Origin of the sequence: Streptomyces sp. NBC_00683, assembly GCF_036226745.1 — a bacterium.
In the GTDB taxonomy this organism is placed as follows: Bacteria; Actinomycetota; Actinomycetes; order Streptomycetales; family Streptomycetaceae; genus Streptomyces.
Map to the genome: position 1 here is coordinate 6,593,540 of NZ_CP109013.1, position 23,596 is coordinate 6,617,135.

The following is a 23,596-nucleotide window of genomic DNA, read 5'->3' on the forward strand; positions in this document are numbered from 1 at the left end:
CCTCGCCGTGCTGCTCATGCCCGGCAGTGCTCCACGAAGCGCCGGGCCACCCCGGGTGACGCCGCCCAGTGCGTATGCAGATAGCTCGCGTGCACACCCCGCTGGACGAAGCCCTCCACCCGCCGTTCCGGCTGGTGCATGCCCCAGGCGGGGGTGGCACCGGCGCCCGGCTCCAGCACCGTCCGGTGGAACTCGTGCCCGCGCAGCCGGGTTCCCGCCGCCGCCAGCACACTGTCGGACACCGCGACCGCCTGCCGGTAGCCGAGCGTCAGCCGCTCGGACATCCGGGCCGAGGCGTCCAGCACCCCGCACATGGGACGCCCGTCCAGCTCACGCGCCAGATACAGCAGCCCCGCGCACTCCGCCGCCACCGGGGCGCCGGACAGGGCCAGTTCGGTCACCGACCTGCGCAGCGGTTCGTTGGCCGACAGCTGCGGCGCGTACATCTCGGGGAAGCCGCCACCGATGACCAGTCCCGCCGTCCCCGCGGGCAGCTTCTCGTCGTGCAACGGGTCGAAGACCACCACATCCGCTCCGGCGGCTGTCAGCAGCTCGGCATGCTCCGCGTACGCGAACGTGAACGCGGCCCCGCCCGCCACGGCCACCACCGGCCGCACCCCCTCGACGGAATGCCGCTCCGGCTCCCACACCCCGTCGGGCAGCGCGGGCGCCGAACGGGCCAGCGCCAGCAGGGCGTCCAGGTCGCAGCCCGCCCGTACCCGGTCCGCCATCGCCCGTACGGCGTCGACGGCCTCGGTCTGCCGCTCCGCCACCGGAACCAGACCCAGATGGCGTGAAGGCGTCACCACCTGCGGCGCCCGCCGCAGTGCCCCCAGCACCGGCAGGCCCGTCTCCTCGAGCGCCTCCCGCAGGAGGGCCTCGTGCCGGTCGGACGCCACCTTGTTGAGGATCACCCCGCCGATCCGCACCTCCGGATCCCAGGACGCGAAACCGTGCACGAGGGCAGCGACCGAACGGGACTGCGAGGAGGCGTCGACGACGAGCACGACGGGAGCCCGCAGGAGCTTCGACACCTGGGCCGTGGAGGCGAGTTCACCCTGCCCCGAAGCGCCGTCGTACAGCCCCATCACGCCCTCGACGACCGCCAGGTCGGCACCGGCGGCACCGTGCGCGAACAGCGGGGCGATCAGCTCCGTACCGCACATGTACGCATCCAGGTTGCGCCCCGGACGGCCGGTGGCCAGCGCGTGGTATCCCGGGTCGATGTAGTCCGGGCCCACCTTGTGCGGGGACACGGCGAGGCCGCGGCCCGCGAAGGCCGCCATCAGGCCCGTCGCGACCGTGGTCTTGCCGGTGTTGGAGGCCGGCGCGGCAATGACCAGACGAGGAACACTCACCACTCGATGCCCCTCTGGCCCTTCTGACCGGCGTCCATCGGGTGCTTGACCTTCGACATGTCGGTCACCAGATCGGCTGCCTCGATCAGCTTCGCGGGGGCGTTGCGCCCGGTGATCACGACATGCTGCGTCCCCGGACGGTCGCGCATCACCTCGACGACCTCGTCGGTGTCGATCCAGCCCCAGTGCATCGGATAGGCGAACTCGTCCAGCACGTACAGCTTGTACGTCTGGGCCGCCAGGTCGCGCTTGACCTGCTCCCAGCCCTCGCGGGCCTTCTCCTCGTTGTCGGAGTTGTCGCCGTGGAGGCCACGCTGGACCCACGACCAGCCCTCGCCCATCTTGTGCCAGTCGACGGTGCCGCCCTCGCCGCTCGCCCCGAGCACCTTCAGCGCGTTCTCCTCGCCGACCTTCCACTTCGCCGACTTCACGAACTGGAACACCCCGATCGGCCATCCCTGGTTCCAGGCCCGCAGGGCGAGCCCGAAGGCCGCCGTCGACTTGCCCTTGCCGATGCCCGTGTGGACGAAGAGGAGCGGACGATTGCGTCGCTGACGCGTCGTCAGCCCGTCGTCCGGCACCGATACAGGCTGTCCCTGTGGCATTACGCGGCCCTCCCGGCTGCTTGAACATCCTTGACCAGCCCGGCGATCGAGTCGGCGCGCAGTTCGTCGAGCGTGACCGCGCTGCCCCCCAGGTCCCGGGCGAGCTGTGCGGCGAGCCCGAGGCGCACGAACCCCGACTCGCAGTCCACGACGACGGACGCCGTGCCCTCGGCGGCATGCAGCCGGCCGGCCCGTGCGGCCAGCGCCACCGGGTCCGGACCACCGGTCGCCCGGCCGTCCGTCACCACGACGAGCAGCGGCCGCCGGGACGGATCGCGCATCCGCTCCACCCGCAGGACGTCGTGCGCCCTCAGCAGCCCCGCGGCCAGCGGGGTGCGCCCGCCGGTCGGCAGCGACTCCAGCCGCGCCGCCGCCGCGTCCACCGACGAGGTGGGCGGCAGCACGACCTCGGCGTCCTTGCCGCGGAACGTCACCAGGCCCACCTTGTCGCGCCGCTGGTAGGCGTCCAGCAGCAGCGACATCACGGCACCCTTCACGGCGCTCATCCGCTGCCGGGCCGCCATCGACCCCGAGGCGTCCACCACGAAGAGCACCAGGTTCCCCTCGCGCCCCTCCCGCGTCGCCTGCCGCAGATCGTCACGCCGTACGACGAGCCCCCGGCCGGACCGCCCCCGCGCCCGCTGATGCGGCGCCGCCGCCTGCACGGTCGCCGCGAGGTGCAGCTTCGTCAGCGCCCCCTGGGGCCGCAGCGCCCCCGTCGTCCGCCCGTGCTCGGTACGCGCCCGGGACCGCCGCCCGGCCGCGCCCTCGCCGAGACCGGGCACGCTGAGCATCTTCGTGCGGAACGGCTCCGAGGCACGTACCGGCTGCTGCTCCCCGCCGCCGGCCGGCGCGGGCGCGTCGGGACGGCCGGTTCCGGGGCCGCTCTCCTCCCCGGGACCGCTCTCCGTGCCCGGACCGCTCTCCGTGCCGGGACCGCCCTCCGCGTCGGGACCGCCGCCCTGAGGGGGCAGCCCGCCGCCACCCGGCCCGTCGGGATCCGGATCGTCGTCGCCCCCGTCCGCGTCGTCGGCCGCGTCCCTGAGGGTGTCGTCCAGCTTGTCCTCGTCCAGCCCGGGCGCGTCGAAGGGGTTGCGCCGCCGCCGGTGGGGGAGCGCCAGGAGCGCGGCCTGCCGCACGTCCTCGGCGGTGACCTCGTCGCGCCCCGCCCACGCGGCAAGCGCCGTAGCGGTGCGGGCCATGACGATGTCGGCACGCATCCCGTCCACCTCGAAGGCCGCGCACGTCGCCGCGATCTGCCGCAACACGCCGTCCCCGAGCACCACTTCGGGCAACAGGACACGCGCGGCGGCGATCCGTGCCCGCAACGCGCCCTCCTCCTGCGCCCACCGGGCGGCGAACCCGTCCGGATCGTCGTCGTACGCGAGCCGCCGCCGTACGACCTCGACCCGCTGGTCGGTGTCGCGGGAGGCGGCCACCTCGACGGTCAGCCCGAAGCGGTCCAGCAACTGCGGGCGCAGCTCGCCCTCTTCGGGGTTCATCGTCCCGACCAGCAGGAACCGCGCCGCATGCCGTACGGAGACGCCTTCGCGCTCGACGTACGAGGCACCCATGGCCGCCGCGTCGAGCAGCAGGTCCACCAGGTGGTCATGGAGCAGATTGACCTCGTCCACGTACAGGATCCCGCGGTGCGCATCGGCGAGGAGCCCCGGTTCGAAGGCCTTCACCCCCTCCGAGAGCGCCCGCTCGATGTCCAGCGCACCCACGAGCCGGTCCTCGGACGCGCCGACGGGCAGCTCCACTGTCCGCGCCGCACGCGACACGCCGGTCCCTGCCTCGTGCGGACCGTCGGGACACGCCGGGTCTGGCGCGACCGGATCGCAGGAGAACCGGCACCCGGAGACCACGGACACCTCAGGCATGAGCGCAGCGAGCGCCCGCACGGCGGTGGACTTGGCGGTGCCCTTCTCGCCCCGGACGAGGACGCCGCCGACGGCCGGACTGACGGCGTTCAGCAACAGCCCGAGCCGCAGATCGTCCTGTCCGACGATGGCGGTGAAGGGATACGGGGTACTCACGGTGCCTCCTCTGTCACATGCACAACTGGTCCAGCCACATCAGGCGTTCGCTCCGCGTCCGGGGCGAGGCCCCGGCCCGGGGAAGGGACGGAAGCCCCCGCCCCCCGCGGCGCCCCCGGCGGCACGAACGGCAGCGCCGCCGGCGCCCCCTCCTCGATCAGCCGCCACAGCGCATCCGTGTCCGCGTGCTCCTCGATCAGATCCCCCAGCCGGTCCAGCTGTTCCTCCCGCAGCTCCGAGAAGCTCGTGTCCGGAGCCGCCACGAACCGCCGCCCGGCCGCCCGCGCCACCTCCGCCAGGAACCGGCGCCTGAACGCATCGCTCTCCAGCGACCCGTGCCAGTGCGTCCCCCACACGGCGCCCACCCGGCACCCGTCCAGGAACGGTTCGCCGCCGCGCACCTCGGCGACCCCGTGATGGATCTCGTATCCCTCCACGGGCTCTCCGAGCGCCGACCCGACAGGCCGGCCCAGTACCTTCTCCCGGCCGAACCGGATCCGCACCGGCAGCAGCCCCAGCCCGTCGACCAGCCCCGCCCGCGACTCCACCTCGTCCTCGATCGACTCACCGAGCACCTGGAACCCGCCGCAGATCCCGAGCACCGGAAGCCCCTCGGCTGCCCGCCGCAGCAGCGCGTCGGCCAGTCCCCGCTCGCGCAGCCACGCCAGCGCCTTCACCGTGCCGCGCGTACCGGGCACGATCACCAGGTCCGCGTCGGCCAGCTCCTCGGCCCGGTCCACGAACCGGACCACCACACCCGGTTCGGCCGCCAGCGCGTCCACATCGGTGAAGTTCGACATCAGCGGCACGGCGCACACCGCGACCCTCAGGACGTCCTGCCCGTGCGGCGGCGCGACGACCGACTCCCGGACGGCGCCGCGCATCGACACCCGCAGCCCGTCCTCCTCGTCGATACCGAGGCCGTGGGCGAACGGCAGCACCCCGTACGTACGGCGCCCGGTGAGCTCGAACAGCATGTCCAGGCCGGGCTCCAGCAGCGACACATCGCCGCGGAACTTGTTGACGAGGTACCCGGCGACCAGTGACTGGTCCTCGGCGCCCAGCAGCGCCGTCGTACCGAAGAACGAAGCGAACACCCCGCCGCGGTCGATGTCCCCGACGACCAGCACCGGGAAGCGGGCGGCACGCGCGATGCCCATGTTCACGATGTCCGTGCGCCGCAGATTGATCTCGGCCGGACTGCCCGCCCCCTCGCAGATCACGGCGTCATACGTGCCCCGGAGCTGCTCCAGGCAGTCCACGACCGTCCCCAGCAGCGATTCCTGGCGCCCGCCGTGGTAGCCGCGCGCGCTCATCTCGCCGACCGGCTTCCCCATCAGGACGACCTGACTGGAGCGGTCACCGCCGGGCTTGAGCAGCACCGGATTCATGAGCACGCTCGGCTCCACGCGGGCGGCCTGCGCCTGCATCGCCTGGGCGCGGCCGATCTCCGCACCCTCGCGGGTGACGAACGAGTTCAGCGACATGTTCTGCGCCTTGAACGGCGCGACCTTCACCCCCCGGCGCACCAGCCACCGGCAGATTCCCGCCGTGACGACGCTCTTGCCCGCGTCCGAGGTCGTTCCCGCGACCAGCAGCCCGCCGCCCTGTCCGCCGCTCATGCCCGGCCCCTCCTTCCCGAGGCCAGCCGCGCGGCCGCACACACGCCGAGGGCCAGCACACTCACCCGGCGCGACAGCCGCACCGCGCGTTCGATATCCGCCACCCGCACGTCCCGGCCGCTCTCCCCGTTGAGCACGGGCCGGTGCTCGACCCGCCCGCCGTACGCGAGGGTCCCGCCGAGGCGCACGCCGAGCGCACCCGCGAACGAGGCCTCCACCGGGCCCGCGTTGGGGCTCGGGTGCTTTCCCGCGTCGGCCCGCCAGGTCCGTACGGCCTCGCGCGGACGGCCGCCGGCGGCCACGGCGAGCACGGCGGTGAGGCGGGCACCGGGCCAGCCGGCGAGGTCGTCGAGGCGGGCCGATGCCCAGCCGTAGCGCCGGTGGCGCGGCGACCTGTGGCCGACCATGGCGTCGAGGGTGTTGACGGCCCGGAACGCGACCAGGCCGGGGACACCGCCGATGGCGCCCCACACCAGAGCGCCGACGACGGCGTCGGAGGTGTTCTCGGCGACCGACTCCACCACCGCGCGGGCGATCTGCGGTCCGTCGAGGGACTCGGGGTCACGGCCGCAGAGGTGCGGCAGCCGCTCCCGGGCCACCTCGATGTCACCGGCGGCGAGCGCACCGCCGATGGCGCGGGCCTCGCGGCCCAGCGACGTACCCCCGATGACGGACCAGGTGGCGGCGGCGGTCAGCGCCACGGCCGCGGCGGGACGGTTCCGTACGGCACGGGCGGCCAGTGCGGCGGCGCCCGCGGCGCCCCCGGCGCAGACCAGCGCGTGCAGGGCGCCCCAGCCGCGGTGATCGCGCCACAGCCGGCTCTCGACGCCTGCCGCGGCCTGCCCGAAGGCGGCCACGGGGTGGCCCCGCCGGGGGTCACCGAGCAGCAGGTCGCCGATCAGGCCGGCGGTGGCGCCGTACGCGAAGATGCGGTCGGCTCGCACGGTTCAGCCGGCCGTCGCGCCTCGAAGGACCTTCGGAGCGGGTGACACAGGGACCGACGCACGGCAGCCAGGCATGGCAGATGTCCTTAACTCAGGGTCCGCGCCCTGGTTCGACGTGACCGGCGACGAGAGTCTCCTGGCTTCCGGATCCGCAGTTCCCCCGGCCTTCCAGTCCGTGTCGGACCGTGACTTCCGTGTGGGGGCCTGCTCCCCGGTGACAGTGGCGGGACCGCGCCGGATTCGCACCGGCTTCCTCTCCTGTCGCCGTAAATGGCACCGGCAGTCCACCACGCCCCGTGAAGGCCCGTCAACCTGCCGTTGACCTGCGGGAGTGCAGTGTGCGCAGACGCACATCGGGCCGGACACACACGTGGTGTGTCCGGCCCGATGCGAGGAGACGGCGGCGCAGCGCCGGGGTGGTCAGACGACGATCAGATAGATCCCGTAGGCGACCGCCGCCGCGCACAGCCCGAAGCAGGCGTACGCGCCGGTGCGTGCCAGCGTGAGAGATCCGCCGGACTGCACCGCCGAGGCCTGCTTGGAGAGGCCGATGATGCCGAGAGTGAAGAGGCCGACCAGTGCGACGGTGACCACGAGGCTGACACCGAAGACGGAGGCGAGAGCTGCCCAGTCGATGTTCATACGGATCTGTCCTTACACCGTGGCCGGTCGGGCCGGGTCGGCCGGGGATCCGGCCGTCGGGGCCGGGGCCGGGATGGTGGTCTTGAGGTCCGGGACGCCGGAGCCGACGGGCGGCGGGCTGACGGCCGCGATGGCGGTGGTGACGACGCCCGCGGGCTCGGCGTCCGTCGCGTTGACGTTGGTGTGGTCGACCGGCTTGCGGCGCGACAGCAGCCAGATGGCACCGGAGCCCGCGACGAGGAGCACGGCGACCACGCCGACACCCCAGGGGCCCTGTTTGGTGAGGAACTCCGCGCCCGCACCGACCAGACCGGCGGCCGGCAGGGTCAGGCCCCAGGCGATGAACATGCGGGTGGCGGTGGACCAGCGGACCACGCCCCCCTTGCGTCCCAGACCGGCGCCCATCACGGCACCGGAGCAGGACTGGGTGGTGGAGAGGGAGAAGCCGAGGTGCGAGGAGGCCAGGATGACCGTGGCCGCACTGGTCTGGGCGGCGAAGCCCTGCGGCGGCTTGAGCTCGGTGAGGCCGCTGCCCATGGTGCGGATGATGCGCCAGCCGCCGAGGTAGGTGCCCATCGCGATGGCGATACCGGCGGAGGCGATGACCCAGACCGGCGGGTTGGAGCCGGGGGCGAGCACGCCACCGGTGACCAGGGCCAGGGTGATGATGCCCATCGTCTTCTGGGCGTCGTTGGTGCCGTGGGCGAGCGAGACGAGACCCGCCGAGGCGATCTGTCCGGCCCGGTAGCCCTTGGCGGTCGACTTCAGCTGCGCCTCGTCGGTGATCTTCCGGTTGAGGCGGTACGTCAGCTTCGTGGCCAGCAGTGCGGCCAGACCGGCGACGAGGGGTGCCGCGATCGCGGGCAGGAGGACCTTCGTCACGACGGTGCCGCCGTTGATCGAGGACCAGCCTGCCGACATCACCGCGGCGCCGATGAGGCCGCCGAAGAGTGCGTGGGAGGAACTGGAGGGCAGGCCGACCAGCCAGGTCAGCAGATTCCACAGGATGGCGCCGACGAGCGCCGCGAAGATGACCTCGGTTCTGAGGCCGTTCTCATTGATGATCCCGCCGGAGATCGTCTTGGCGACCTCCACCGACAGGAACGCGCCGACGAGGTTGAGAACGGCGGACATGGCCACCGCTGTCTTGGGCTTGAGGGCGCCGGTCGAGATGGTGGTGGCCATCGCGTTGGCGGTGTCGTGGAAACCGTTCGTGAAATCGAACACGAGAGCTGTCACGATCACGATCGCGAGCAGCAGCGTGATGTGTTCCATTTACCCAGGCAATCGTTCGACGTCAGTGGCTGTAGGAACGTAAGCAACCTGGGTGAACGGAAGATGAACTGGGCAGGGCGGTGCGGTGACTCCAAGCGCGAACAGCCATTCCGCTTGTGTGCGTCGGGGGCGGCCGCGCCGGCCCGCGGCGGTGCGGGAACCGGCCTTCGCCGGGTTCCGGCGCACCTCCGGTCTGCCGCATTTGCCCCATTGGGGAGACGTCGGTCACGTACTCCGCGACGGCTTCGCCCGACAGGCCCCGGCGGGCCTCCGCCAACCCGGCGTGATCCGAACGCGAGACCCTAGGATCGCCGCATGAACGATCAGGACCGGGACGCGATCGAGCGGGCATGGGGCGGCGTCGTCGCGACGGCCCGCAGGACGGCCGCGGACGGACTGGTCGTCGGCACCTCGGGCAACGTGTCGGCGCGGGCCGGCGGAATCGTCCTGGTCACCCCCAGCGGAGTGCCCTACGACCGGCTGGGCCCCGGGGACGCGGTCGGCGTCGACCTCGAAGGGCGCCAGGTCCTCGGGACCATGACCCCGACCAGCGAGCTCCCCCTCCACCTCGCCGTCTACAGCAACAGCGACGCCGCCGCCGTCGTGCACACGCACGCGGTCCACGCCACGGCCGTCTCCACCCTCGTCGAAGAGGTCCCGCTGGTGCACTACGCCGCCGCCATGCTCGGCGGCCCCGTCCGCACCGCCGCCTACGCCCGGTACGGGACGCGGGAGCTTGCCGGGAACATGCTCACCGCCCTGCGCGACCGCAGCGGCTGCCTGCTGCAGAACCACGGAACGGTCACCTACGGGGACACCCTCGACGAGGCGTACGACCGCACCGCCCAGCTCGAATGGATGTGCAGGCTCTGGCTCACCGCGAGCTCCGTGCCCGGCCGCCACCCGTCACTGCTCTCCCGCGCCCAGCTGAGCGACGTACAGGACGCCCTGAAGGGGTACGGCCAGCCCGGCTGAGCCCGGGGCCGGCACCGGACGGCCCCGTCCCACTGGCAGCCTGCGCCGAGGCCCAGGACACTGGAGCCGTGCGCCCGGCAACAGCGACGGCAGCAGCCGTCTCCACGATCCTCGGCGTCGGAGCGGCAGCGGTCGCGGCCGGCCGGTACGCCAGCGACGCCGCCCTCGGGGCCCCGTCGCCACGCCCCTTCCCCGGAGACCGCAGACTCACCGTGCACGCCACGGCGCCCGGGCAGGTCACTCTGACCCGCTCCTTCGCCGCGCTGCGGCCCGGCACGTACGGACTGGTGGGCCGCGACGTCCACGCGATCGTCGGCCCGGTCGTCGAGCAGGCGCCGCACGACTCCGCCGACACCGTCGTGCGCACGCTGGAACGCGTCACCCGGGGCAGCCTCGAACCGGGCGCCAAGGTCCGCCTCACCCCCGTGCTCCACAGCGGCGACCCGCTCGGCGCACTCGGCCTCGCGTACAAGGAGGTCGAGGTGCCCGGCGAGCTGGGCGCCCTGCCCGCCTGGTTCCTCCCCGGCGCCCGCGACACCTGGGTGATCACCGTGCACGGCCTCGGCACCACCCGCGAACACCCCCTGAACGTGACGGGATTCCTGCAGGAGCAGCAGTTCCCGGTGCTCGACATCGCCTACCGCGGCGACGCCGGCGCACCCCGCTCGCCGGACGGGCTCGGCCACCTCGGGGAGTCCGAGTGGCGCGACCTCGACGCGGCCATCCGCCACGCCGTGCGCTACGGGGCCGAGCGCGTCGTCATGCACGGCTGGTCCACCGGCGCCACCATGGCCCTGCACGCCGCCGTCAACTCCGCACTCCGCGACCGCATCAGCGGTCTCGTCCTGGACTCCCCGGTCCTGGACTGGAAGGTCACCTTCCGTGCCCTGGCCGTCGCCCACGGCATCCCCGCCGCACTCCTGCCCCTCGCCGTCCGGGCCGCCCAGGGCCAGACCGGACTGCGCGGCGCCCCGCTCCTGGACACCTCCGTGCCGACCGCCCTGCACGCCCCCACGCTGATCTTCCACGGCCCCGACGACACCCTCGCGCCCTGGCAGCCGTCCCGGGAACTGGCCGCACTGCGTCCCGACCTGGTCACTCTGCACCCCGTGACGCAGGCTCCGCATGCGGCGATGTGGAATGCCGGTCCGGCACGCTACGAAGAGGCCCTCAGGCGCTTCCTCACGCCCCTGATGTGAGCTGATGGGGTGGATCGGCCCGGTTGGTGACCGGGACCGAAACCTTCCCGTAGCCATGGGATCCGGCTTCCGTTTGGGCTTTCGGGCCGTCAGAGGCAAGACTGCTCCCGTGACGTCCCGTACCCCGCGCGACTCCAGGCTGCGACTTGTCCGCCCGCGACCCCTTGCCACCGCCCGCAAGGCCGTGACCACCCGGCGCACCAGGCCGGCCCCCCGCCCACCCGAGGGCACACCTCCTCCTGCGGAACTGGCACGCCAGGCCAGGGCCGTGCTCGCCCACGCCGTCCGTATCGCCCACTGGGCCGCCGACGGCGCGAGCCCGGGGGCGGCCCCGCTCGCCACCCAGGCCCTGGAACGGGCCGCGGCGGCGCTGGAACTGTCGCCCGCCCAGATACAGACCGGCTGGGACCGGGCCAGGCTGGCCGGGCTGATCGAACTCCACGGCGACACCGCGCGACCCGGCTGGAGGCTGCGCGCCTGGGACCGGGACGACTCCGCCGTGCTCCGCGGCTGGGTGGCGCTCTTCGACGCCTGGTCGCTCGTCCACGCCGCACCCGAAGGCATCGAGGCCACCGCGGTCGCCGAAGCCGTCGAGGCGGTGCCCCAGGTGCTCTCGCTCCTGCAGCTCTCCGCCGGCCCCGTCACCGTGCCCGCCCTCCTCGACCTCCTCGGCCAGCGCGTCGCGGAACTCCACGAGGAGCGGTGCGAGGTGCCGTACGGGCCGCCGCAGCAGTCCGCCCCCGGCAGCCCCGCGACCGGGCAGCCCGAGGACCTGAACGCGCTCCTGCTCGACTGGGCCCTCGAAGGCCTCGCCGCCGTCGGAGCGCTGACGCTCGGAGCCGGACATGCCACGCTCACCCCTCTCGGCAACTGGGCGGTCTGGGTCAAGCTCGAACAGATCTGCGTCGCCGCCCAGAGCCCGGCCGGGAACATCGAGCAGTCCGCCGCCGACATGCTGCTCGGCTGCGCCCGGCTCACCCCCGGGCCCGCCCGCGTCGAATACCGGGCCTGGCTCGCCGCCCGGACCGTCGGCAGCGCGGTGACCGAACTGCTCGCCGTCGCCCGCGGCGAGGACGCCCTGCTGCGCGGTCTCGCCTTCGAGGCGCTGCGTGTCGTCGGTGCTCCCGCGGAGCCCGTGGTGCGCACCGTCGTCAGCGAACCGCCGCTGCGTCCGTACGCCCTGCTCTGGCTCGCCGAGTACGAGGGTGCCGACCCGGACGACGCCCAGGACGTCCTCAGCCGCGAGGAAGCCACCTGGCTCTGGATCGACACCGCCGCGGCGGTCGCGGATCACGGCGAGACCGGACTGCTGGTCCGCCATCTCGACTCCGCCGTCCAGGGCACTGTCCCGGCCCTGCTCGACGAGGTCCGTGCGGTCGGACACCCGCGCACCGTGCAGGTGCTGGTCGCCCTGGCCGCCGCCCACCCCGACCCGGCCCTCGCCAAGGCCGTACGCCGGGCGGCCTTCCAGGTGCACACCGGCGGCGCCTGAGCGCGGAGCGCGAAACCCCGGGGGAGGCGGTCAGCCCGCCGACCCCGGGGCGTACGTCCCGAAGCTCCAGACGTTGCCCTCCGCGTCCCGCGCCATGTAGTCACGCGAGCCGTAGTCCTGGTCGGTGGGCGGCATCAGGATCTCCACGCCGTGCTCCACGGCCCGCGCGTGGTGCTCGTCCACCTCGTCCACGACGACGTACACCCCCGCAGGTCCCGCCCCCGCCATCGCCTTGGCGAACACGCCCTCGCCCCCCTTGGAGCCGAGCATCACCCTGCCGTTGCCGCAGGACAGCTCGGCGTGCAGGACGCTGCCGTCCTTCCCCTCGTACACCGCATCCTCCGTGAAACCCAGGGCCTGGGTCAGCGTTCTGATCGCGGCCTTCGCGTCGTCGTACAGAACCGTCGGGTAGATCGTCGGTACACCGCCCGCGCCTGCCATCGCGCTCACCTTCTTCCAGCCGTTCCCACCGGTTTGCTGTGATCTGCGTCTCAGTCTTCCACCGGGCACCGACAGTGCGCGCCGTAGGGGCGGCGGTTCAGCGGAAGGTGTTGCAGCGGCTCGGGTCCCCGGTACGGAACCCGGTGGTGAACCACTGCCGGCGCTGCTCCGACGAGCCGTGCGTCCACGACTCCGGGTTCACGCTCCCCTGGAACCTCTCCTGGATCCGGTCGTCGCCGACCGCCGCCGCGGCGTCCAGGCCGTCCCGGATGTCGGCCTCCGTCAGCTCGGTGATCAGGGGGCGCCCCGACTCGGCGGGAGTGGTGGTCGCGTGGTTCGCCCACACCCCGGCGTAGCAGTCCGCCTGCAGCTCCACCTTCACGGAATTGCTGTCGGCGCCCTGCCGGCCGTCCTGCGCCCTGGCCAGCGTGCCCAGCTGGTTCTGCACGTGGTGGCCGTACTCGTGGGCGACGACGTACGCCTCGGCGAACGGTCCGCCGCTCGATCCGAACGTCGTGCGCAGTTCGTCGAAGAACCCCAGGTCCAGATAGACCTGCCGGTCACCGGGGCAGTAGAACGGCCCGACCGCCGAGGTGGCCGACCCGCACGCGGTGCCGATCCGGTCGCTGAACAGGACGGTCCGCGCCGGCGTGTACGTCTCGCCGCTCCGCGCGAATTCCTGCCGCCAGTAGTCCTGCACGCTGTTGACCACCGCCACGGTCCGGCAGTCGTCCTTGGTGTTCGCGTCCTCGCCCGTCAGGCAGCTCTGCTGGACCTGGGCGGCGGACGACGCGGTCGCGGTCGTGTCGGGGTCGCCCGAGGAGAGCCCGAGCTGGTCCGGGCCGACGCCGAAGAAGAGCCCCAGGACCAGCGCGATGATGCCGACGATGCCGCCGCCCATGGTGGCCCTGCCGCCCGGGATCCGGCTGCCGCGCACATCCTGGACCTCGGATGTGTCCAGGTCGGCGTCGTCGTCGAACTGCATGGGGCGCACCACCTCTGCTCCGGCCGCGGCACGGCACCCTTGCCGTCCTGCGCCGAGTATCGGACAGTTCGGTAGGGGATGCCCTTTTATGTGACGCGCCGTGGTCAGGGGGTGTCAGGCGGGAAGCACGCGGAAAACCAGGTGGACACCGCCAGTAGAATGAGCTCCATGGCAATTCTCCTTGTGCATTAGACGGCGTCGAGTCGTGAGTCCGTTACCGTCCCTCCGCCGTCCATACCGCCCTGGAGTTTTTCCGTGATCACCGCTTCCGGCATCGAGCTGCGCGCCGGCGCCCGCATCCTCATCGAGTCCGCCTCCTTCCGCATCGCCAAGGGCGACCGCATCGGTCTGGTCGGCCGTAACGGAGCGGGCAAGACCACTCTCACCAAGTGCCTCGCCGGTGAAGGAACCCCGGCCGGCGGCACCATCACGCGCTCCGGTGAGGTCGGCTACCTCCCGCAGGACCCGCGCACCGGCGACCTCGAGGTCCTGGCCCGCGACCGGATCCTCTCCGCCCGCGGACTCGACGAGATCCTGCGCAAGATGCGGGAGAACGAGGAGCGGATGGCCAACGGCCAGGGCGCCACCCGCGAGAAGGCGATGAAGAAGTACGAACGCCTGGAGACGGAGTTCCTCACCAAGGGCGGATACGCCGCCGAGGCCGAGGCCGCCACCATCGCCGCCGCGCTCAGCCTGCCCGACCGGGTGCTCGGCCAGCCCCTGCACACGCTCTCCGGTGGTCAGCGCCGCCGTGTCGAGCTCGCCCGCATCCTGTTCTCGGACGCCGACACCCTGCTCCTCGACGAGCCCACCAACCACCTGGACGCGGACTCGATCGTCTGGCTGCGCGACTACCTCAAGACCTACCGCGGCGGCTTCATCGTGATCTCCCACGATGTCGAGCTCGTCGAGACGGTGGTCAACAAGGTCTTCTACCTCGACGCCAACCGCGCGCAGATCGACGTCTACAACATGGGCTGGAAGCTCTACCAGCAGCAGCGCGAGGCGGACGAGAAGCGCCGCAAGCGCGAGCGCCAGAACGCCGAGAAGAAGGCCGCCACACTGAACGCGCAGGCCGACAAGATGCGCGCCAAGGCCACCAAGACCGTCGCCGCGCAGAACATGGCCAAGCGCGCCGACCGGCTGCTCTCGGGACTGGAGGCCGTCCGGGTCTCCGACAAGGTCGCCAAGCTGCGCTTCCCCGACCCTTCGCCCTGCGGCAAGACCCCGCTGATGGCGGAAGGCCTCTCCAAGTCGTACGGGTCGCTCGAGATCTTCACCGACGTCGACCTCGCCATCGACAAGGGCTCCCGCGTCGTCATCCTCGGCCTCAACGGTGCGGGCAAGACCACGCTGCTGCGCCTCCTCGGCGGCGCCGAGAAGCCCGACACCGGCGACATCATCGAGGGGCACGGGCTCAAGCTCGGCTACTACGCCCAGGAGCACGAGACCCTCGACCCGGACCGCACCGTCCTGGAGAACATGCGCTCCGCGGCGCCCGACCTCGACCTCGTCGCGGTCCGCAAGACGCTCGGCTCCTTCCTCTTCTCCGGCGACGACGTCGACAAGCCCGCGGGAGTGCTCTCCGGCGGTGAGAAGACCCGGCTCGCCCTGGCGACCCTGGTCGTCTCCTCCGCCAACGTGCTGCTCCTCGACGAGCCGACGAACAACCTCGACCCGGCCAGCCGCGAGGAGATCCTCGGCGCGCTGCGCACGTACAAGGGCGCCGTCGTGCTCGTCACCCACGACGAGGGCGCCGTCGAGGCGCTCCAGCCGGAGCGGATCATCCTGCTGCCCGACGGGGTCGAGGACCTCTGGGGTGCGGACTACCGCGACCTGGTCGCCCTGGCCTGATCCCGGGGGACCGGTCGTCCCGGCCCGGTCCCGCCGTGAATCCGTCGATCCACTGCGTCTGGATCATTCGGCCTACGTGTGATCCATCATCTGGGTGAGCGGGTCTCGTACCCCGGCGCGGCGCCCGGCAGATGCCTGCCAGGGGCACCCATTTGGGGCGACTCACCCCGTACGGCCCTGACCTGGCCGTTCTTCCTGACGGCCGCCCCGTGGGTCTCCACGACCCCTCGGAATGCTGGATTCCACTTGTGTCTCCCCGCTTCAGGACCAGGAAACCTGTCGGACGGACCTTGCCGAATGGGTGGCCAGGAAGCCCAGGAGGGGTGATCATGAGAGTCCAGAGCGCACTTCCTTGAGGAGGCACGGGTGGCCGAGACTCTGAAGAAGGGCAGCCGGGTAACCGGCGCCGCGCGCGACAAGCTCGCGGCAGACCTGAAGAAGAAGTACGACTCCGGTGCGAGCATCCGGGCGCTGGCCGAGGAAACCGGCCGCTCCTACGGGTTCGTCCACCGGATGCTCAGTGAGTCCGGAGTGACGCTGCGGGGACGCGGCGGAGCTACTCGAGGCAAGAAGGCCGCTACGGCCTGACGGCGGGCAGCGGTCCGGGGGCAGGCGTGTGCCGACCCCCGGGGCTCACCGGAACACCGGGTGGCCACCCGGCCGATCGTCAGGTCGTCCGGGTGGTTACTGTTCAGTACTTGCCAGTAAGTGCTGACTGCACCCGATCCGGAGGCGCCCCATGACCTCGCTCGACTCTGTGCTCGACAAGGACGGCGTACGGCTCACCGTCGATGACGCGGTTGCCACGGTGACGCTCACCAACCCGGCCAAGCGCAACGCTCAGTCTCCCGCTCTGTGGCGGGCGTTGGCAGAGGCCGGACGAGTACTGCCCGGCAACGTGCGGGTCGTCGTGCTGCGTGGCGAGGGCAAGTCCTTCTCCGCGGGCCTCGACCGGCAGGCGTTCACCCCCGAGGGGTTCGACGGTGAGCCGTCCTTCCTCGACATGGCGCGTGGCTCCGAGGCCGACCTCGACGCGACCATCGCCGAGTACCAGGAGGGGTTCACCTGGTGGCGCCGCAACGACATCGTGTCGATCGCGGCCGTCCAGGGCCACGCGATCGGCGCCGGCTTCCAGCTCGCCCTCGCCTGCGACCTCCGGATCGCCGCCGAGGACGTGCAGTTCGCCATGCGCGAGACCGGCCTCGGTCTCGTCCCCGACCTCACGGGCACCCACCCCCTGGTGAACCTCGTGGGGTACGCCCGCGCGCTCGAGATCTGCGCCACCGGCCGCTTCGTGCACGCCGAGGAGGCCGAGCGCACCGGCCTCGCCAACCTCGTGGTCCCCGCCGACCAGCTGGACGCGGCAGCCCGCGACCTGGCCGCCGCCCTGCTCGCCGCCCCGCGCGACGCGGTCGTCGAGACCAAGGCCCTGCTCAGCGGCGCCGTCTCCCGCACGTACGAGGAGCAGCGCACCGCCGAGCGCGCCGCACAGGGCCGCCGACTGCGTGACCTCGCCGGCGTCACCGACTGAGCCGCCCGACCCCGACCCCGTCCCTGCACCGGGGCGGGGTCAGCTCTGCTCCACCACGGCCGTGACCAGTACGGCGACGGACGGCCTGCCCTCCACGGCAAAGGCCACCGCCTCGCGCACGGCCTGCGCCACATCGAGCGCACGATGGTCCCCGGCCGTCGCCAGCTCCACCCGGACATGATCCGCACCCGTGTGCACCGCGCTGCCCAGCACCCGCGTCAGCGAGACCACCCCGGGCACCCCGGCGGCCGCGGTCCCCGCCACGCCGTCCGGCTCGGCCGCACGCACCCCGGCCTGCGGTACCGCGGCGGGCTCGGGCTCCTCGTCCAGCAGCTCCGTCACCCGAAGGTCCACCTCGGTGACGTCCAGGCCCAGTCGTGCGGACGCCGCGACGAGCAACGCGGAGCGGAGCGCGTCCGCGGTGACATGAAGCGGACGCTGCGCCGTCGTGGAGAAGCCCGCCTCGATCCGCAGCGGCCCCGGCGGCAGGGCGCTGGGCGGAGGGGGCACCACCGGCTCCGGCGCGCTGTCCGCGTCGGACCCGGCGATCCTGAGCCGCCCCAGCACGGCCCCCGAGCCGGTCGCGGCCTCCCGCAGCACGGCCGCCGCCGCCCGTTCCGCGATCCAGCTCCCGTCGGCCGGGCCGCCCAGAGGGAGTAACCGGCCGAGGTCCAGCCGTTGCCGTACCGCAGCGGTCCATCCGTCGGCCCGGTGCGGGCTGTCAGCCGTTGTCATTGCCCCAGCCTGCCGCATCCACGGCGCGGGACGGGGAAAGCACACTTAATGTGGGCGACGGAAGTCAGATCCTGCCCCGAAGGGAAGAGCGGCGATGACCGAGACCCCACAGCGGAACCGGCCCGACAACCCCGGCGGTGTGCCCGGCGGGGACGACGGCAGGAAGAATCCGCTGACCAAGCGCGGCGGGGGAGCCGCCGCCACCCGCGGCCGCACGACGATCGCCGACGGTGTGGTCGAGAAGATCGCCGGAATGGCCGCGCGCGATGTCGTCGGCGTCCACGCGATGGGCAGCGGCTTCTCCCGGACCTTCGGAGCGGTACGCGACCGGGTCCCGGGCGGAGGCAAGTCCGTGACCCGCGGAGTCAAGGCGGAGGTCGGCGAGTCCCAGACCGCTCTCGACCTGGAGATCGTCGTCGACTACGGCGTATCGATCGCCGACGTGGCCCGCGATGTGCGTGAGAACGTCGTCGCGGCCGTGGAGCGCATGACCGGCCTCGAAGTCGTCGAGGTCAACATCGCGGTCAGCGATGTCAAACTGCCCGACGAGGAGGACGAGTCCGAGCCCGAGCCACGTCTGCAGTAGACCTCCCTTCCCCATGAGGCAGTTGAGGAGCGCACGATGAGCATGGCTGTGGCCGGCCTGTTGGCCGGCATGGCGCTCGGTTTCGCCGGATACTTCGGCGGGTTCGGGGCCTTTCTCCTGGTGGCCGCCCTGGGCGCGGTCGGCTTCATCGCCGGCCGGTTCCTGGACGGCGACCTTGAACCCGGCGACTTCTTCCGCAGTCGCGATCGCGGCGACCGGCGACGGTGACGGCGGTGACAGACCGGGTCGCTGCCGCGGAGCGCGGGGAGACCCGGATCGCCGACCGGGTCGTCGCGAAGATCGCCGCGCAGGCGGCGAAGGAGGCGGTCGACAAGCCTCCCAAGGACGGCGCGCCGCCGAGCGCCACGGTCACCGTGCACCGGGACTCCGCCCGGGTGCGGGTCAGTCTTGAGCTCGGCTACCCCAGTGACATCGGCCGCCAGTGCGGGGCGGTGCGTCGCCGGGTCACCGAGCGGGTAGAAGCACTGGCGGGCATGGAGGTGCCCGAAGTAGCGGTGCAGGTCGAGCGGCTGCATCCCGCAGGAGCGGGCGCCATGCCGGAGGGGAGCATTCGATGAGCGAGCCCCAGGATCCGGAGAACAGCACACAGCGCCTGCCCGCCGCGGAGTCCGCGGCACCCACGGGCGTACTCGACATGGACCAGTCCGCGTCAGGTTCCTCCTACGATCCCGCTCCCGTACCCGACCAGCCCGGCGGTCACGCCGGCCGGTTCCGGTCCGAGCGCCGGATCCCCGCCACGCTCGTCGGCCTGGTGGTCCTCGGCGGCGCCGGGCTCCTGCTCTACGACATCGCGGCGGTACGGACCGGCCACCCGGCCATGCGGTGGCGGCGCTCGCTCGCCGACGAACTGGCGACCCGTCACCTCGACGACGTCTGGGTGCTGGTGGGCTCCGGGGCGGCAGCGGCCATCGGCCTGTGGCTGCTCTGGCTGGCTCTCACACCCGGACTGCGCGCGCTGCTGCCGATGCGCAGGGACCACACCGCAATCCGTGCCGCACTCGACCGGAAGGCCGCCGGCCTGGTCCTGCGCGACCGGGCCGTGGAGGTGTCCGGTGTGCAGTCCGTACGGGTCAGGACGGGACGCCGCAAGGTGGCCGTGCGCGCCGTGTCGCACTTCCGTGAACTCGACGACGTCCGCAACGACCTGGACACCGCGCTGGGCGCGGGAATCAAGGAGCTGGGCCTGGCCAGGCCGCCGCGCCTGTCCGTTCACGTCCGCAGGGCGGCGAAGAAGGGGTGAACCGCGTGATCGGAACCGTCAACCGGGTGCTGCTCGCTCTCGCCGGGCTGGTCCTCCTCGTCGTGGGCGGGGCCGTCCTGGCGACGGGGCTCGGTGTGTCCGTGCCCTCCTGGTGGCCCTTCGACGGCAAGGACGACGTGCTGCTCAGTCAGGGCGACCGGGACCGCTGGCGGGACGAGGGCTGGTGGTGGCCGGCCGTCATCGCGGGACTGGCCGTCCTGGTGGTCCTCGCCCTGTGGTGGCTGCTCGCCCAGCTGCGCCGCGGCCGCCTCGCCGAAGTGCTCGTCGACAGCGGCGACGGCCAGGGCGCGCTCCTGCGGGGCAGGGCCATGGAGGGCGTGCTCGGCAGCGAGGCACGCACCCTGGACGGGGTGTCCGACGCCAAGGTCATGCTGACCGGCCGGCGCACCGCCCCGCAGGCCCGGATCCGTCTTCTGCTGGAGCCGCACGCCGCTCCGGACCAGGCACTGCGAGGTCTCGCCGACGAGGCGCTGGCCCATGCGCGCACCTCGGCGGGCCTGGACGAGCTGCCCGCCGAGGTGCGGCTCAAGGCGGTCAAGCACCGTGCGGAGCGGGTGAGCTGACGGCGCCGTCGGTTCCGGACCGTCAGAAGCCGTGCCGGGCGCCGCCGTCGACGGGCACCATGATGCCCGTCAGATACGAGGCGGCAGGGGAGAGCAGGAAGGCCGAGGTCCTCCCGAACTCCTCCGGGGTGCCGTAGCGGCGCAGCGGGATGCGCGCCTCGTTGGCCCTGCGGGACGCCTCCGCGTCACCGGACAGGGCGTCCAGCTCACGCACCCGGTCCGTGTCGATCCGGGACGGCAGCACCCCGACGACCCGGATCCCCTGCGGGCCCAGCTCGTCGGCGAGGGACTTGGCGAAGCCGGCGAGGCCGGGGCGCAGGCCGTTGGAGATGGTGAGCCCGGCAATCGGCTCGTGCACCGACGCGGACAGTACGAAGCCGATGACGCCGCCCTCGCCCAGCGCGGCAGCCGCCGTACGGGCCAGTCGTACGGCACCGAGGAAGACCGACTCGAACGCGGTCTGCCACTGATCGTCCGTGTTGTCGGCGGCGAAGCCGGGTGCGGGTCCGCCGACGCTGATGAGAATGCCGTCGAGCCTGCCGAAATTCTCCTTCGCGGCGTCCACCAGCCGTTGCGCGGCTGTCGGGTCGGCGTTGTCGGCGACGAGGCCGAGGGCGCCGGGCCCCAGGTCCGCGGCGGCCGCCGCGACCCCCTTCTCGTCCCGGCCGGAGATGATCACCTTCGCGCCGTCGGCGGCCAGTGCGTGCGCGGTCGCACGGCCCAGCCCACGGGTCGCACCGGTGACGATGTAGACGCGGTCCTTCAGTCCAAGATCCATGGCCCTATCCTGCCGCGTCGTGCCGGGCGAGGTCGACCGCGCTGTTGACCAGCCCGATATGGCTGAACGCCTGCGGGTAGTTGCCGAGCTGGCGCCCGGCCACCGTGTCGTACTCCTCGGCCAGCAGCCCCACGTCGTTGCGCAGCGACAGCAGCCGTTCGAACAGCTCCTCGGCGTCGTCCGTCCTGCCGATCCGCAGCAGTGCGTCCACCAGCCAGAACGAGCAGGCGATGAACGCCCCCTCGTCGCCGGGCAGACCGTCCACGGAAGGTCCCTCGGTGCTGTAGCGGCGGATCAGACCGTCCCGGGCGAGCCCGTTCCGTACGGCATCGACCGTGCCGATGACCCGTGGGTCGTCGGCAGGCAGGAAGCCGGTCCGCACGATGAGCAGCGTGGCGGCGTCGAGCTCCTGGGAGCCGTAGTACTGGGTGAACGTATTGCGTACGGGGTCGTAGCCCTTCTCGCAGACCTCCGCGTGCACGGCGTCCCGCATCGCCCGCCAGCGGTCCGCGTCGCCCGGCAGTTCGGGGTTCTCCTCCAGGCTGAGCACCGCGCGGTCGGCGGCCACCCAGGCCATGACCTTGGAGTGCACGAAGTGGCGGCGCTGCCCGCGGATCTCCCACAGGCCCTCGTCCGGTTCGCGCCAGGTGGACTCCAGGAAGCCGAGCAGACTGAGCTGCAGGTTCCAGGCGTGCGGCTTGTTGTCGAGTCCGGCCTCGTGGGCCACCCGGAGCGAGTCGATGACCTCGCCGTACACATCGAGCTGCCGCTGCCGGACCGCCGCGTTGCCCGTACGCACCGGCTGGGAGTGCTCGTAACCGCTCAGCCACGGAAGCTCGGACTCGGGGAGTCTGCGCTCACCCGAGAGGCCGTACATGATCTGCAGGTCCGCCGGGTCACCGGCGACGGCCCGCAGCAGCCAGTCCCGCCAGGCCGCGGCCTCCTCCAGGTAGCCGGCCGCGACCATCGCGGCCAGTGTGAGGGTGGAGTCCCGCAGCCAGCAGTAGCGGTAGTCCCAGTTCCGTACGCCGCCGATCTCCTCCGGCAGTGAGGTGGTGAGGGCCGCGACGATTCCGCCGGTGGGCGCGTAGGTGAGCGCCTTCAGGGTGATCAGGGAGCGGAGCACGGCTTCCCGGTGCCTGCCCTGGTAGGTACAGCGCGCCGCCCACTTCGCCCAGTCGGTGAGGGTGTGCTTCAGCGCCTTGTGCGGATCGATCAGCTTCGGACGCGGGGCGTGCGAGGGATGCCAGGTGAGGACGAACGCCACCTTCTCCCCCTCGGAGACGGTGAACGAGGAGCAGGTGCTGAACTGCTGGCCCCAGGTCTTGACCGGCGGCTCACTGCGCAGCCAGACGGAGTCGGGCCCGGCGACGGCCACCCGGTGGCCGTGCGAGCGGCGCATCCACGGCACCACGGAACCGAAGTCGAAGCGCAGCCGCAGGACGGAGCTCATGTCGACACTGCCGCTGACCCCCTCGACGATGCGCATGATGTCGGGCGCCTTGTCGCGCTGCGGCATGAAGTCGATGACCTTGACCGTGCCGGTCCTGGTCTCCCAGAACGTCTCCAGGACCAGGGAGTCGGCCACGTACGCGCGCCGGGTGCAGGTGTCGGCGCTGCTCGTGCCCTGGGGGGCGATGCGCCAGTGGCCGTTGTCCTCGTCGCCCAGAAGGGCGGCGAAGCAGGCGCCCGAGTCGAAGCGGGGCAGGCACAGCCAGTCGACAGAACCGTTCCTGCCGACCAGGGCGGCGGTCTGTAGATCGCCGATGAGTGCGTAGTCCTCGATACGTGGGGTCACGCTCTGGCGTCTTCCCGAACCTGGGCCCCGTTAAGCAGCCCTGCCGGGCCCAACACACCGCCGTGACGCGCTACACGGAGACGGGTGCGGGCTCCCCGGCCGTCTCGCTCTCCCGCGCGGCCTGTTCGCGGTCGTGCTTCTCCCGCCGTACGAGGATGACCCAGCCGACGGGCACGCCGGCGGCGAAGAGCCACCACTGGACGGCATAGGCCATGTGCGAGCCGATGGAGCTGTCGTCGGGGGCGGGGATCATCTCGGGGGTGCCGTCGGCCGGTCCGGGAGCGGTCAGTTCGAGATATCCGCCCAGGACGGGCCTGCCGAGCAGCTGCGACTGCTGGGCGCTGTTGACGAGCATCACCTGGCGGTCGGGCAGACCCGCCAGGTCCTTGATGCCGCTGGCGCCCGTGGTCTCGTCGGCCTTCAGCCTGCCGGTGACGGTGACCTCTCCCCGGGGCGGGGCCGGGACCTCCGGGAAGGCCTGCTGGCTGTCGGCGGCGGGAACCCACCCGCGGTTGACCAGGACGGTGCCGCCGCCCTTGAGGTCCAGCGGGGTCAGGACGTGGAAACCGATGCGCTCGTCCTTGTTGGTGCGGCGCCGTACGACCACCTCGTGCGCGGTGTCGAACGTGCCGGTGGCCGTCACCGCGCGCCAGTAGTCGGAACGGGGAACGGTGTGTCCGGGGGAGGTGAGGCGGGAGACCGGGACCGGCTTCGCCTCGAGGTTCTGCGTGATCAGCGCATTCTGTGCGACCCGGTGCTGATGCCGGTGCAGCTGCCAGAAACCGAGCTCGACCATCGTGGGAATCAGGACGAGGACGAGGAGGGTGAGAATCACCCACTGCCGGGTCAACAGGAAGCGGTACACCCCATGACCGTACAACCGGGGTCATGG

At 72.3% G+C, this 23,596-nt stretch carries 24 protein-coding genes and 1 riboswitch; of the genes, 11 read left to right on the forward strand and 13 right to left on the reverse strand.

The window, feature by feature from the left end; all coding sequences use genetic code 11:
• Positions 1 to 14: 14 nt before the first annotated feature.
• The 7 genes from OG257_RS29415 to OG257_RS29445 form a co-directional block, all read right to left on the reverse strand.
• On the reverse strand, positions 15 to 1,361 hold the full coding sequence (locus tag OG257_RS29415) for a cobyrinate a,c-diamide synthase (protein WP_329212425.1): 1,347 nt from the start codon (positions 1,359 to 1,361) through the stop codon (positions 15 to 17).
• On the reverse strand, positions 1,355 to 1,963 hold the full coding sequence (gene cobO, locus OG257_RS29420; RefSeq protein WP_329212427.1) for a cob(I)yrinic acid a,c-diamide adenosyltransferase: 609 nt from the start codon (positions 1,961 to 1,963) through the stop codon (positions 1,355 to 1,357). Before cobO ends, OG257_RS29415 begins: the two co-directional genes overlap by 7 nt.
• A complete protein-coding gene (locus OG257_RS29425; protein WP_329212429.1) occupies positions 1,963 to 4,002 on the reverse strand; it encodes a putative cobaltochelatase in 2,040 nt (679 codons plus the stop codon). The genes cobO and OG257_RS29425 overlap by 1 nt, the downstream gene beginning before the upstream one ends.
• Positions 3,999 to 5,624 (reverse strand): cobyric acid synthase, encoded by a 1,626-nt coding sequence (locus OG257_RS29430; RefSeq protein ID WP_329212431.1) that lies wholly within the window; start codon positions 5,622 to 5,624, stop codon positions 3,999 to 4,001. Before OG257_RS29430 ends, OG257_RS29425 begins: the two co-directional genes overlap by 4 nt.
• Positions 5,621 to 6,568 carry a cobalamin biosynthesis protein gene (locus tag OG257_RS29435; protein WP_329212433.1) on the reverse strand — a complete coding sequence of 316 codons (948 nt, stop codon included), beginning with the start codon at positions 6,566 to 6,568 and terminating at the stop codon, positions 5,621 to 5,623. The genes OG257_RS29430 and OG257_RS29435 overlap by 4 nt, the downstream gene beginning before the upstream one ends.
• A 129-nt stretch (positions 6,569 to 6,697) precedes the next feature.
• A riboswitch (cobalamin riboswitch) is annotated at positions 6,698 to 6,824 on the reverse strand.
• Positions 6,825 to 6,988: 164 nt separating this feature from the next.
• Positions 6,989 to 7,210 carry a hypothetical protein gene (locus OG257_RS29440; protein WP_329212435.1) on the reverse strand — a complete coding sequence of 74 codons (222 nt, stop codon included), beginning with the start codon at positions 7,208 to 7,210 and terminating at the stop codon, positions 6,989 to 6,991.
• A gap of 12 nt (positions 7,211 to 7,222) precedes the next feature.
• On the reverse strand, positions 7,223 to 8,485 hold the full coding sequence (locus OG257_RS29445; RefSeq protein WP_329212437.1) for an inorganic phosphate transporter: 1,263 nt from the start codon (positions 8,483 to 8,485) through the stop codon (positions 7,223 to 7,225).
• Between the two features lie 315 nt (positions 8,486 to 8,800).
• Between OG257_RS29445 and OG257_RS29450 the strand changes: the two genes are divergently transcribed.
• The 3 genes from OG257_RS29450 to OG257_RS29460 all read left to right on the forward strand — a co-directional run bounded on the left by OG257_RS29450 (position 8,801) and on the right by OG257_RS29460 (position 12,151).
• Positions 8,801 to 9,460, forward strand: a complete 660-nt coding sequence (locus OG257_RS29450) for a class II aldolase/adducin family protein (protein ID WP_329212439.1) — start codon at positions 8,801 to 8,803, stop codon at positions 9,458 to 9,460.
• A gap of 68 nt (positions 9,461 to 9,528) precedes the next feature.
• A complete protein-coding gene (locus OG257_RS29455; protein WP_329212441.1) occupies positions 9,529 to 10,659 on the forward strand; it encodes an alpha/beta hydrolase in 1,131 nt (376 codons plus the stop codon).
• 184 nt (positions 10,660 to 10,843) lie between these two features.
• The gene (locus OG257_RS29460; protein WP_329215405.1) at positions 10,844 to 12,151 is read left to right on the forward strand and encodes a hypothetical protein; all 1,308 of its coding nucleotides are present in this window, start codon (positions 10,844 to 10,846) and stop codon (positions 12,149 to 12,151) included.
• Positions 12,152 to 12,181: 30 nt separating this feature from the next.
• On the opposite strand, the gene OG257_RS29465 is transcribed toward OG257_RS29460, so the two are convergent.
• Both OG257_RS29465 and ypfJ read right to left on the reverse strand, forming a co-directional pair.
• Positions 12,182 to 12,592, reverse strand: coding sequence for a VOC family protein (locus OG257_RS29465; RefSeq protein WP_329212443.1), 411 nt, complete (start codon positions 12,590 to 12,592; stop codon positions 12,182 to 12,184).
• A gap of 97 nt (positions 12,593 to 12,689) precedes the next feature.
• Entirely contained in the window at positions 12,690 to 13,577 is an 888-nt protein-coding gene (gene ypfJ, locus OG257_RS29470) for a KPN_02809 family neutral zinc metallopeptidase (protein ID WP_329212445.1), read from the reverse strand.
• Positions 13,578 to 13,832: 255 nt separating this feature from the next.
• Between ypfJ and OG257_RS29475 the strand changes: the two genes are divergently transcribed.
• The 3 genes from OG257_RS29475 (at position 13,833) to OG257_RS29485 (ending at position 16,962) form a co-directional block, all read left to right on the forward strand.
• Positions 13,833 to 15,431, forward strand: a complete 1,599-nt coding sequence (locus OG257_RS29475; RefSeq protein ID WP_329212447.1) for an ABC-F family ATP-binding cassette domain-containing protein — start codon at positions 13,833 to 13,835, stop codon at positions 15,429 to 15,431.
• Positions 15,432 to 15,797: 366 nt separating this feature from the next.
• Positions 15,798 to 16,019, forward strand: coding sequence for a helix-turn-helix domain-containing protein (locus OG257_RS29480; RefSeq protein ID WP_018518904.1), 222 nt, complete (start codon positions 15,798 to 15,800; stop codon positions 16,017 to 16,019).
• A gap of 151 nt (positions 16,020 to 16,170) precedes the next feature.
• Positions 16,171 to 16,962 (forward strand): enoyl-CoA hydratase/isomerase family protein, encoded by a 792-nt coding sequence (locus OG257_RS29485; RefSeq protein WP_329212449.1) that lies wholly within the window; start codon positions 16,171 to 16,173, stop codon positions 16,960 to 16,962.
• A gap of 39 nt (positions 16,963 to 17,001) precedes the next feature.
• Here OG257_RS29485 and OG257_RS29490 read toward each other — a convergent pair whose 3' ends face one another.
• Complete coding sequence (locus tag OG257_RS29490; protein ID WP_329212451.1) at positions 17,002 to 17,697, reverse strand: hypothetical protein; 696 nt, start codon at positions 17,695 to 17,697, stop codon at positions 17,002 to 17,004.
• 94 nt (positions 17,698 to 17,791) lie between these two features.
• Here OG257_RS29490 and OG257_RS29495 point away from each other — a divergent pair, with 94 nt between their 5' ends.
• The 5 genes from OG257_RS29495 to amaP are packed head-to-tail and all read left to right on the forward strand — an operon-like array spanning position 17,792 to position 20,128.
• Complete coding sequence (locus OG257_RS29495; RefSeq protein WP_329212453.1) at positions 17,792 to 18,283, forward strand: Asp23/Gls24 family envelope stress response protein; 492 nt, start codon at positions 17,792 to 17,794, stop codon at positions 18,281 to 18,283.
• Between the two features lie 36 nt (positions 18,284 to 18,319).
• Positions 18,320 to 18,511: a hypothetical protein gene (locus OG257_RS29500; RefSeq protein WP_329212455.1), complete on the forward strand. Its 192-nt coding sequence runs from the start codon at positions 18,320 to 18,322 to the stop codon at positions 18,509 to 18,511.
• On the forward strand, positions 18,508 to 18,861 hold the full coding sequence (locus OG257_RS29505; protein WP_329212456.1) for an Asp23/Gls24 family envelope stress response protein: 354 nt from the start codon (positions 18,508 to 18,510) through the stop codon (positions 18,859 to 18,861). The genes OG257_RS29500 and OG257_RS29505 overlap by 4 nt, the downstream gene beginning before the upstream one ends.
• Positions 18,858 to 19,544 carry a DUF6286 domain-containing protein gene (locus OG257_RS29510; protein WP_329212458.1) on the forward strand — a complete coding sequence of 229 codons (687 nt, stop codon included), beginning with the start codon at positions 18,858 to 18,860 and terminating at the stop codon, positions 19,542 to 19,544. Before OG257_RS29505 ends, OG257_RS29510 begins: the two co-directional genes overlap by 4 nt.
• 5 nt (positions 19,545 to 19,549) lie before the next feature.
• Positions 19,550 to 20,128, forward strand: coding sequence for an alkaline shock response membrane anchor protein AmaP (gene amaP / locus OG257_RS29515; protein ID WP_329212460.1), 579 nt, complete (start codon positions 19,550 to 19,552; stop codon positions 20,126 to 20,128).
• 22 nt (positions 20,129 to 20,150) lie between these two features.
• Here amaP and OG257_RS29520 read toward each other — a convergent pair whose 3' ends face one another.
• From OG257_RS29520 to OG257_RS29530, 3 genes are all read right to left on the reverse strand, one after another.
• Positions 20,151 to 20,906: an SDR family oxidoreductase gene (locus tag OG257_RS29520; protein WP_329212462.1), complete on the reverse strand. Its 756-nt coding sequence runs from the start codon at positions 20,904 to 20,906 to the stop codon at positions 20,151 to 20,153.
• A gap of 4 nt (positions 20,907 to 20,910) precedes the next feature.
• Positions 20,911 to 22,704, reverse strand: a complete 1,794-nt coding sequence (locus OG257_RS29525; protein ID WP_329212464.1) for a glycoside hydrolase family 15 protein — start codon at positions 22,702 to 22,704, stop codon at positions 20,911 to 20,913.
• Positions 22,705 to 22,774: 70 nt separating this feature from the next.
• On the reverse strand, positions 22,775 to 23,569 hold the full coding sequence (locus OG257_RS29530; RefSeq protein ID WP_329212466.1) for an SURF1 family cytochrome oxidase biogenesis protein: 795 nt from the start codon (positions 23,567 to 23,569) through the stop codon (positions 22,775 to 22,777).
• Positions 23,570 to 23,596: the final 27 nt, after the last annotated feature.

What these genes read in the sequence shown, in the direction of transcription:
- OG257_RS29450 (WP_329212439.1), top strand. Translation starts at nt 8,801, where the DNA reads ATGAACGATCAGGACCGGGACGCGATCGAGCGGGCATGGGGCGGCGTC.
- OG257_RS29485 (WP_329212449.1), top strand. Translation starts at nt 16,171, where the DNA reads ATGACCTCGCTCGACTCTGTGCTCGACAAGGACGGCGTACGGCTCACC.
- OG257_RS29445 (WP_329212437.1), bottom strand. Translation starts at nt 8,485, where the DNA reads ATGGAACACATCACGCTGCTGCTCGCGATCGTGATCGTGACAGCTCTC.
- cobO (WP_329212427.1), bottom strand. Translation starts at nt 1,963, where the DNA reads ATGCCACAGGGACAGCCTGTATCGGTGCCGGACGACGGGCTGACGACG.
- OG257_RS29510 (WP_329212458.1), top strand. Translation starts at nt 18,858, where the DNA reads ATGAGCGAGCCCCAGGATCCGGAGAACAGCACACAGCGCCTGCCCGCC.
- OG257_RS29465 (WP_329212443.1), bottom strand. Translation starts at nt 12,592, where the DNA reads ATGGCAGGCGCGGGCGGTGTACCGACGATCTACCCGACGGTTCTGTAC.
- OG257_RS29490 (WP_329212451.1), bottom strand. Translation starts at nt 17,697, where the DNA reads ATGACAACGGCTGACAGCCCGCACCGGGCCGACGGATGGACCGCTGCG.
- OG257_RS29440 (WP_329212435.1), bottom strand. Translation starts at nt 7,210, where the DNA reads ATGAACATCGACTGGGCAGCTCTCGCCTCCGTCTTCGGTGTCAGCCTC.
- OG257_RS29520 (WP_329212462.1), bottom strand. Translation starts at nt 20,906, where the DNA reads ATGGATCTTGGACTGAAGGACCGCGTCTACATCGTCACCGGTGCGACC.
- OG257_RS29495 (WP_329212453.1), top strand. Translation starts at nt 17,792, where the DNA reads ATGACCGAGACCCCACAGCGGAACCGGCCCGACAACCCCGGCGGTGTG.
- OG257_RS29500 (WP_329212455.1), top strand. Translation starts at nt 18,320, where the DNA reads ATGAGCATGGCTGTGGCCGGCCTGTTGGCCGGCATGGCGCTCGGTTTC.
- ypfJ (WP_329212445.1), bottom strand. Translation starts at nt 13,577, where the DNA reads ATGCAGTTCGACGACGACGCCGACCTGGACACATCCGAGGTCCAGGAT.
- OG257_RS29430 (WP_329212431.1), bottom strand. Translation starts at nt 5,624, where the DNA reads ATGAGCGGCGGACAGGGCGGCGGGCTGCTGGTCGCGGGAACGACCTCG.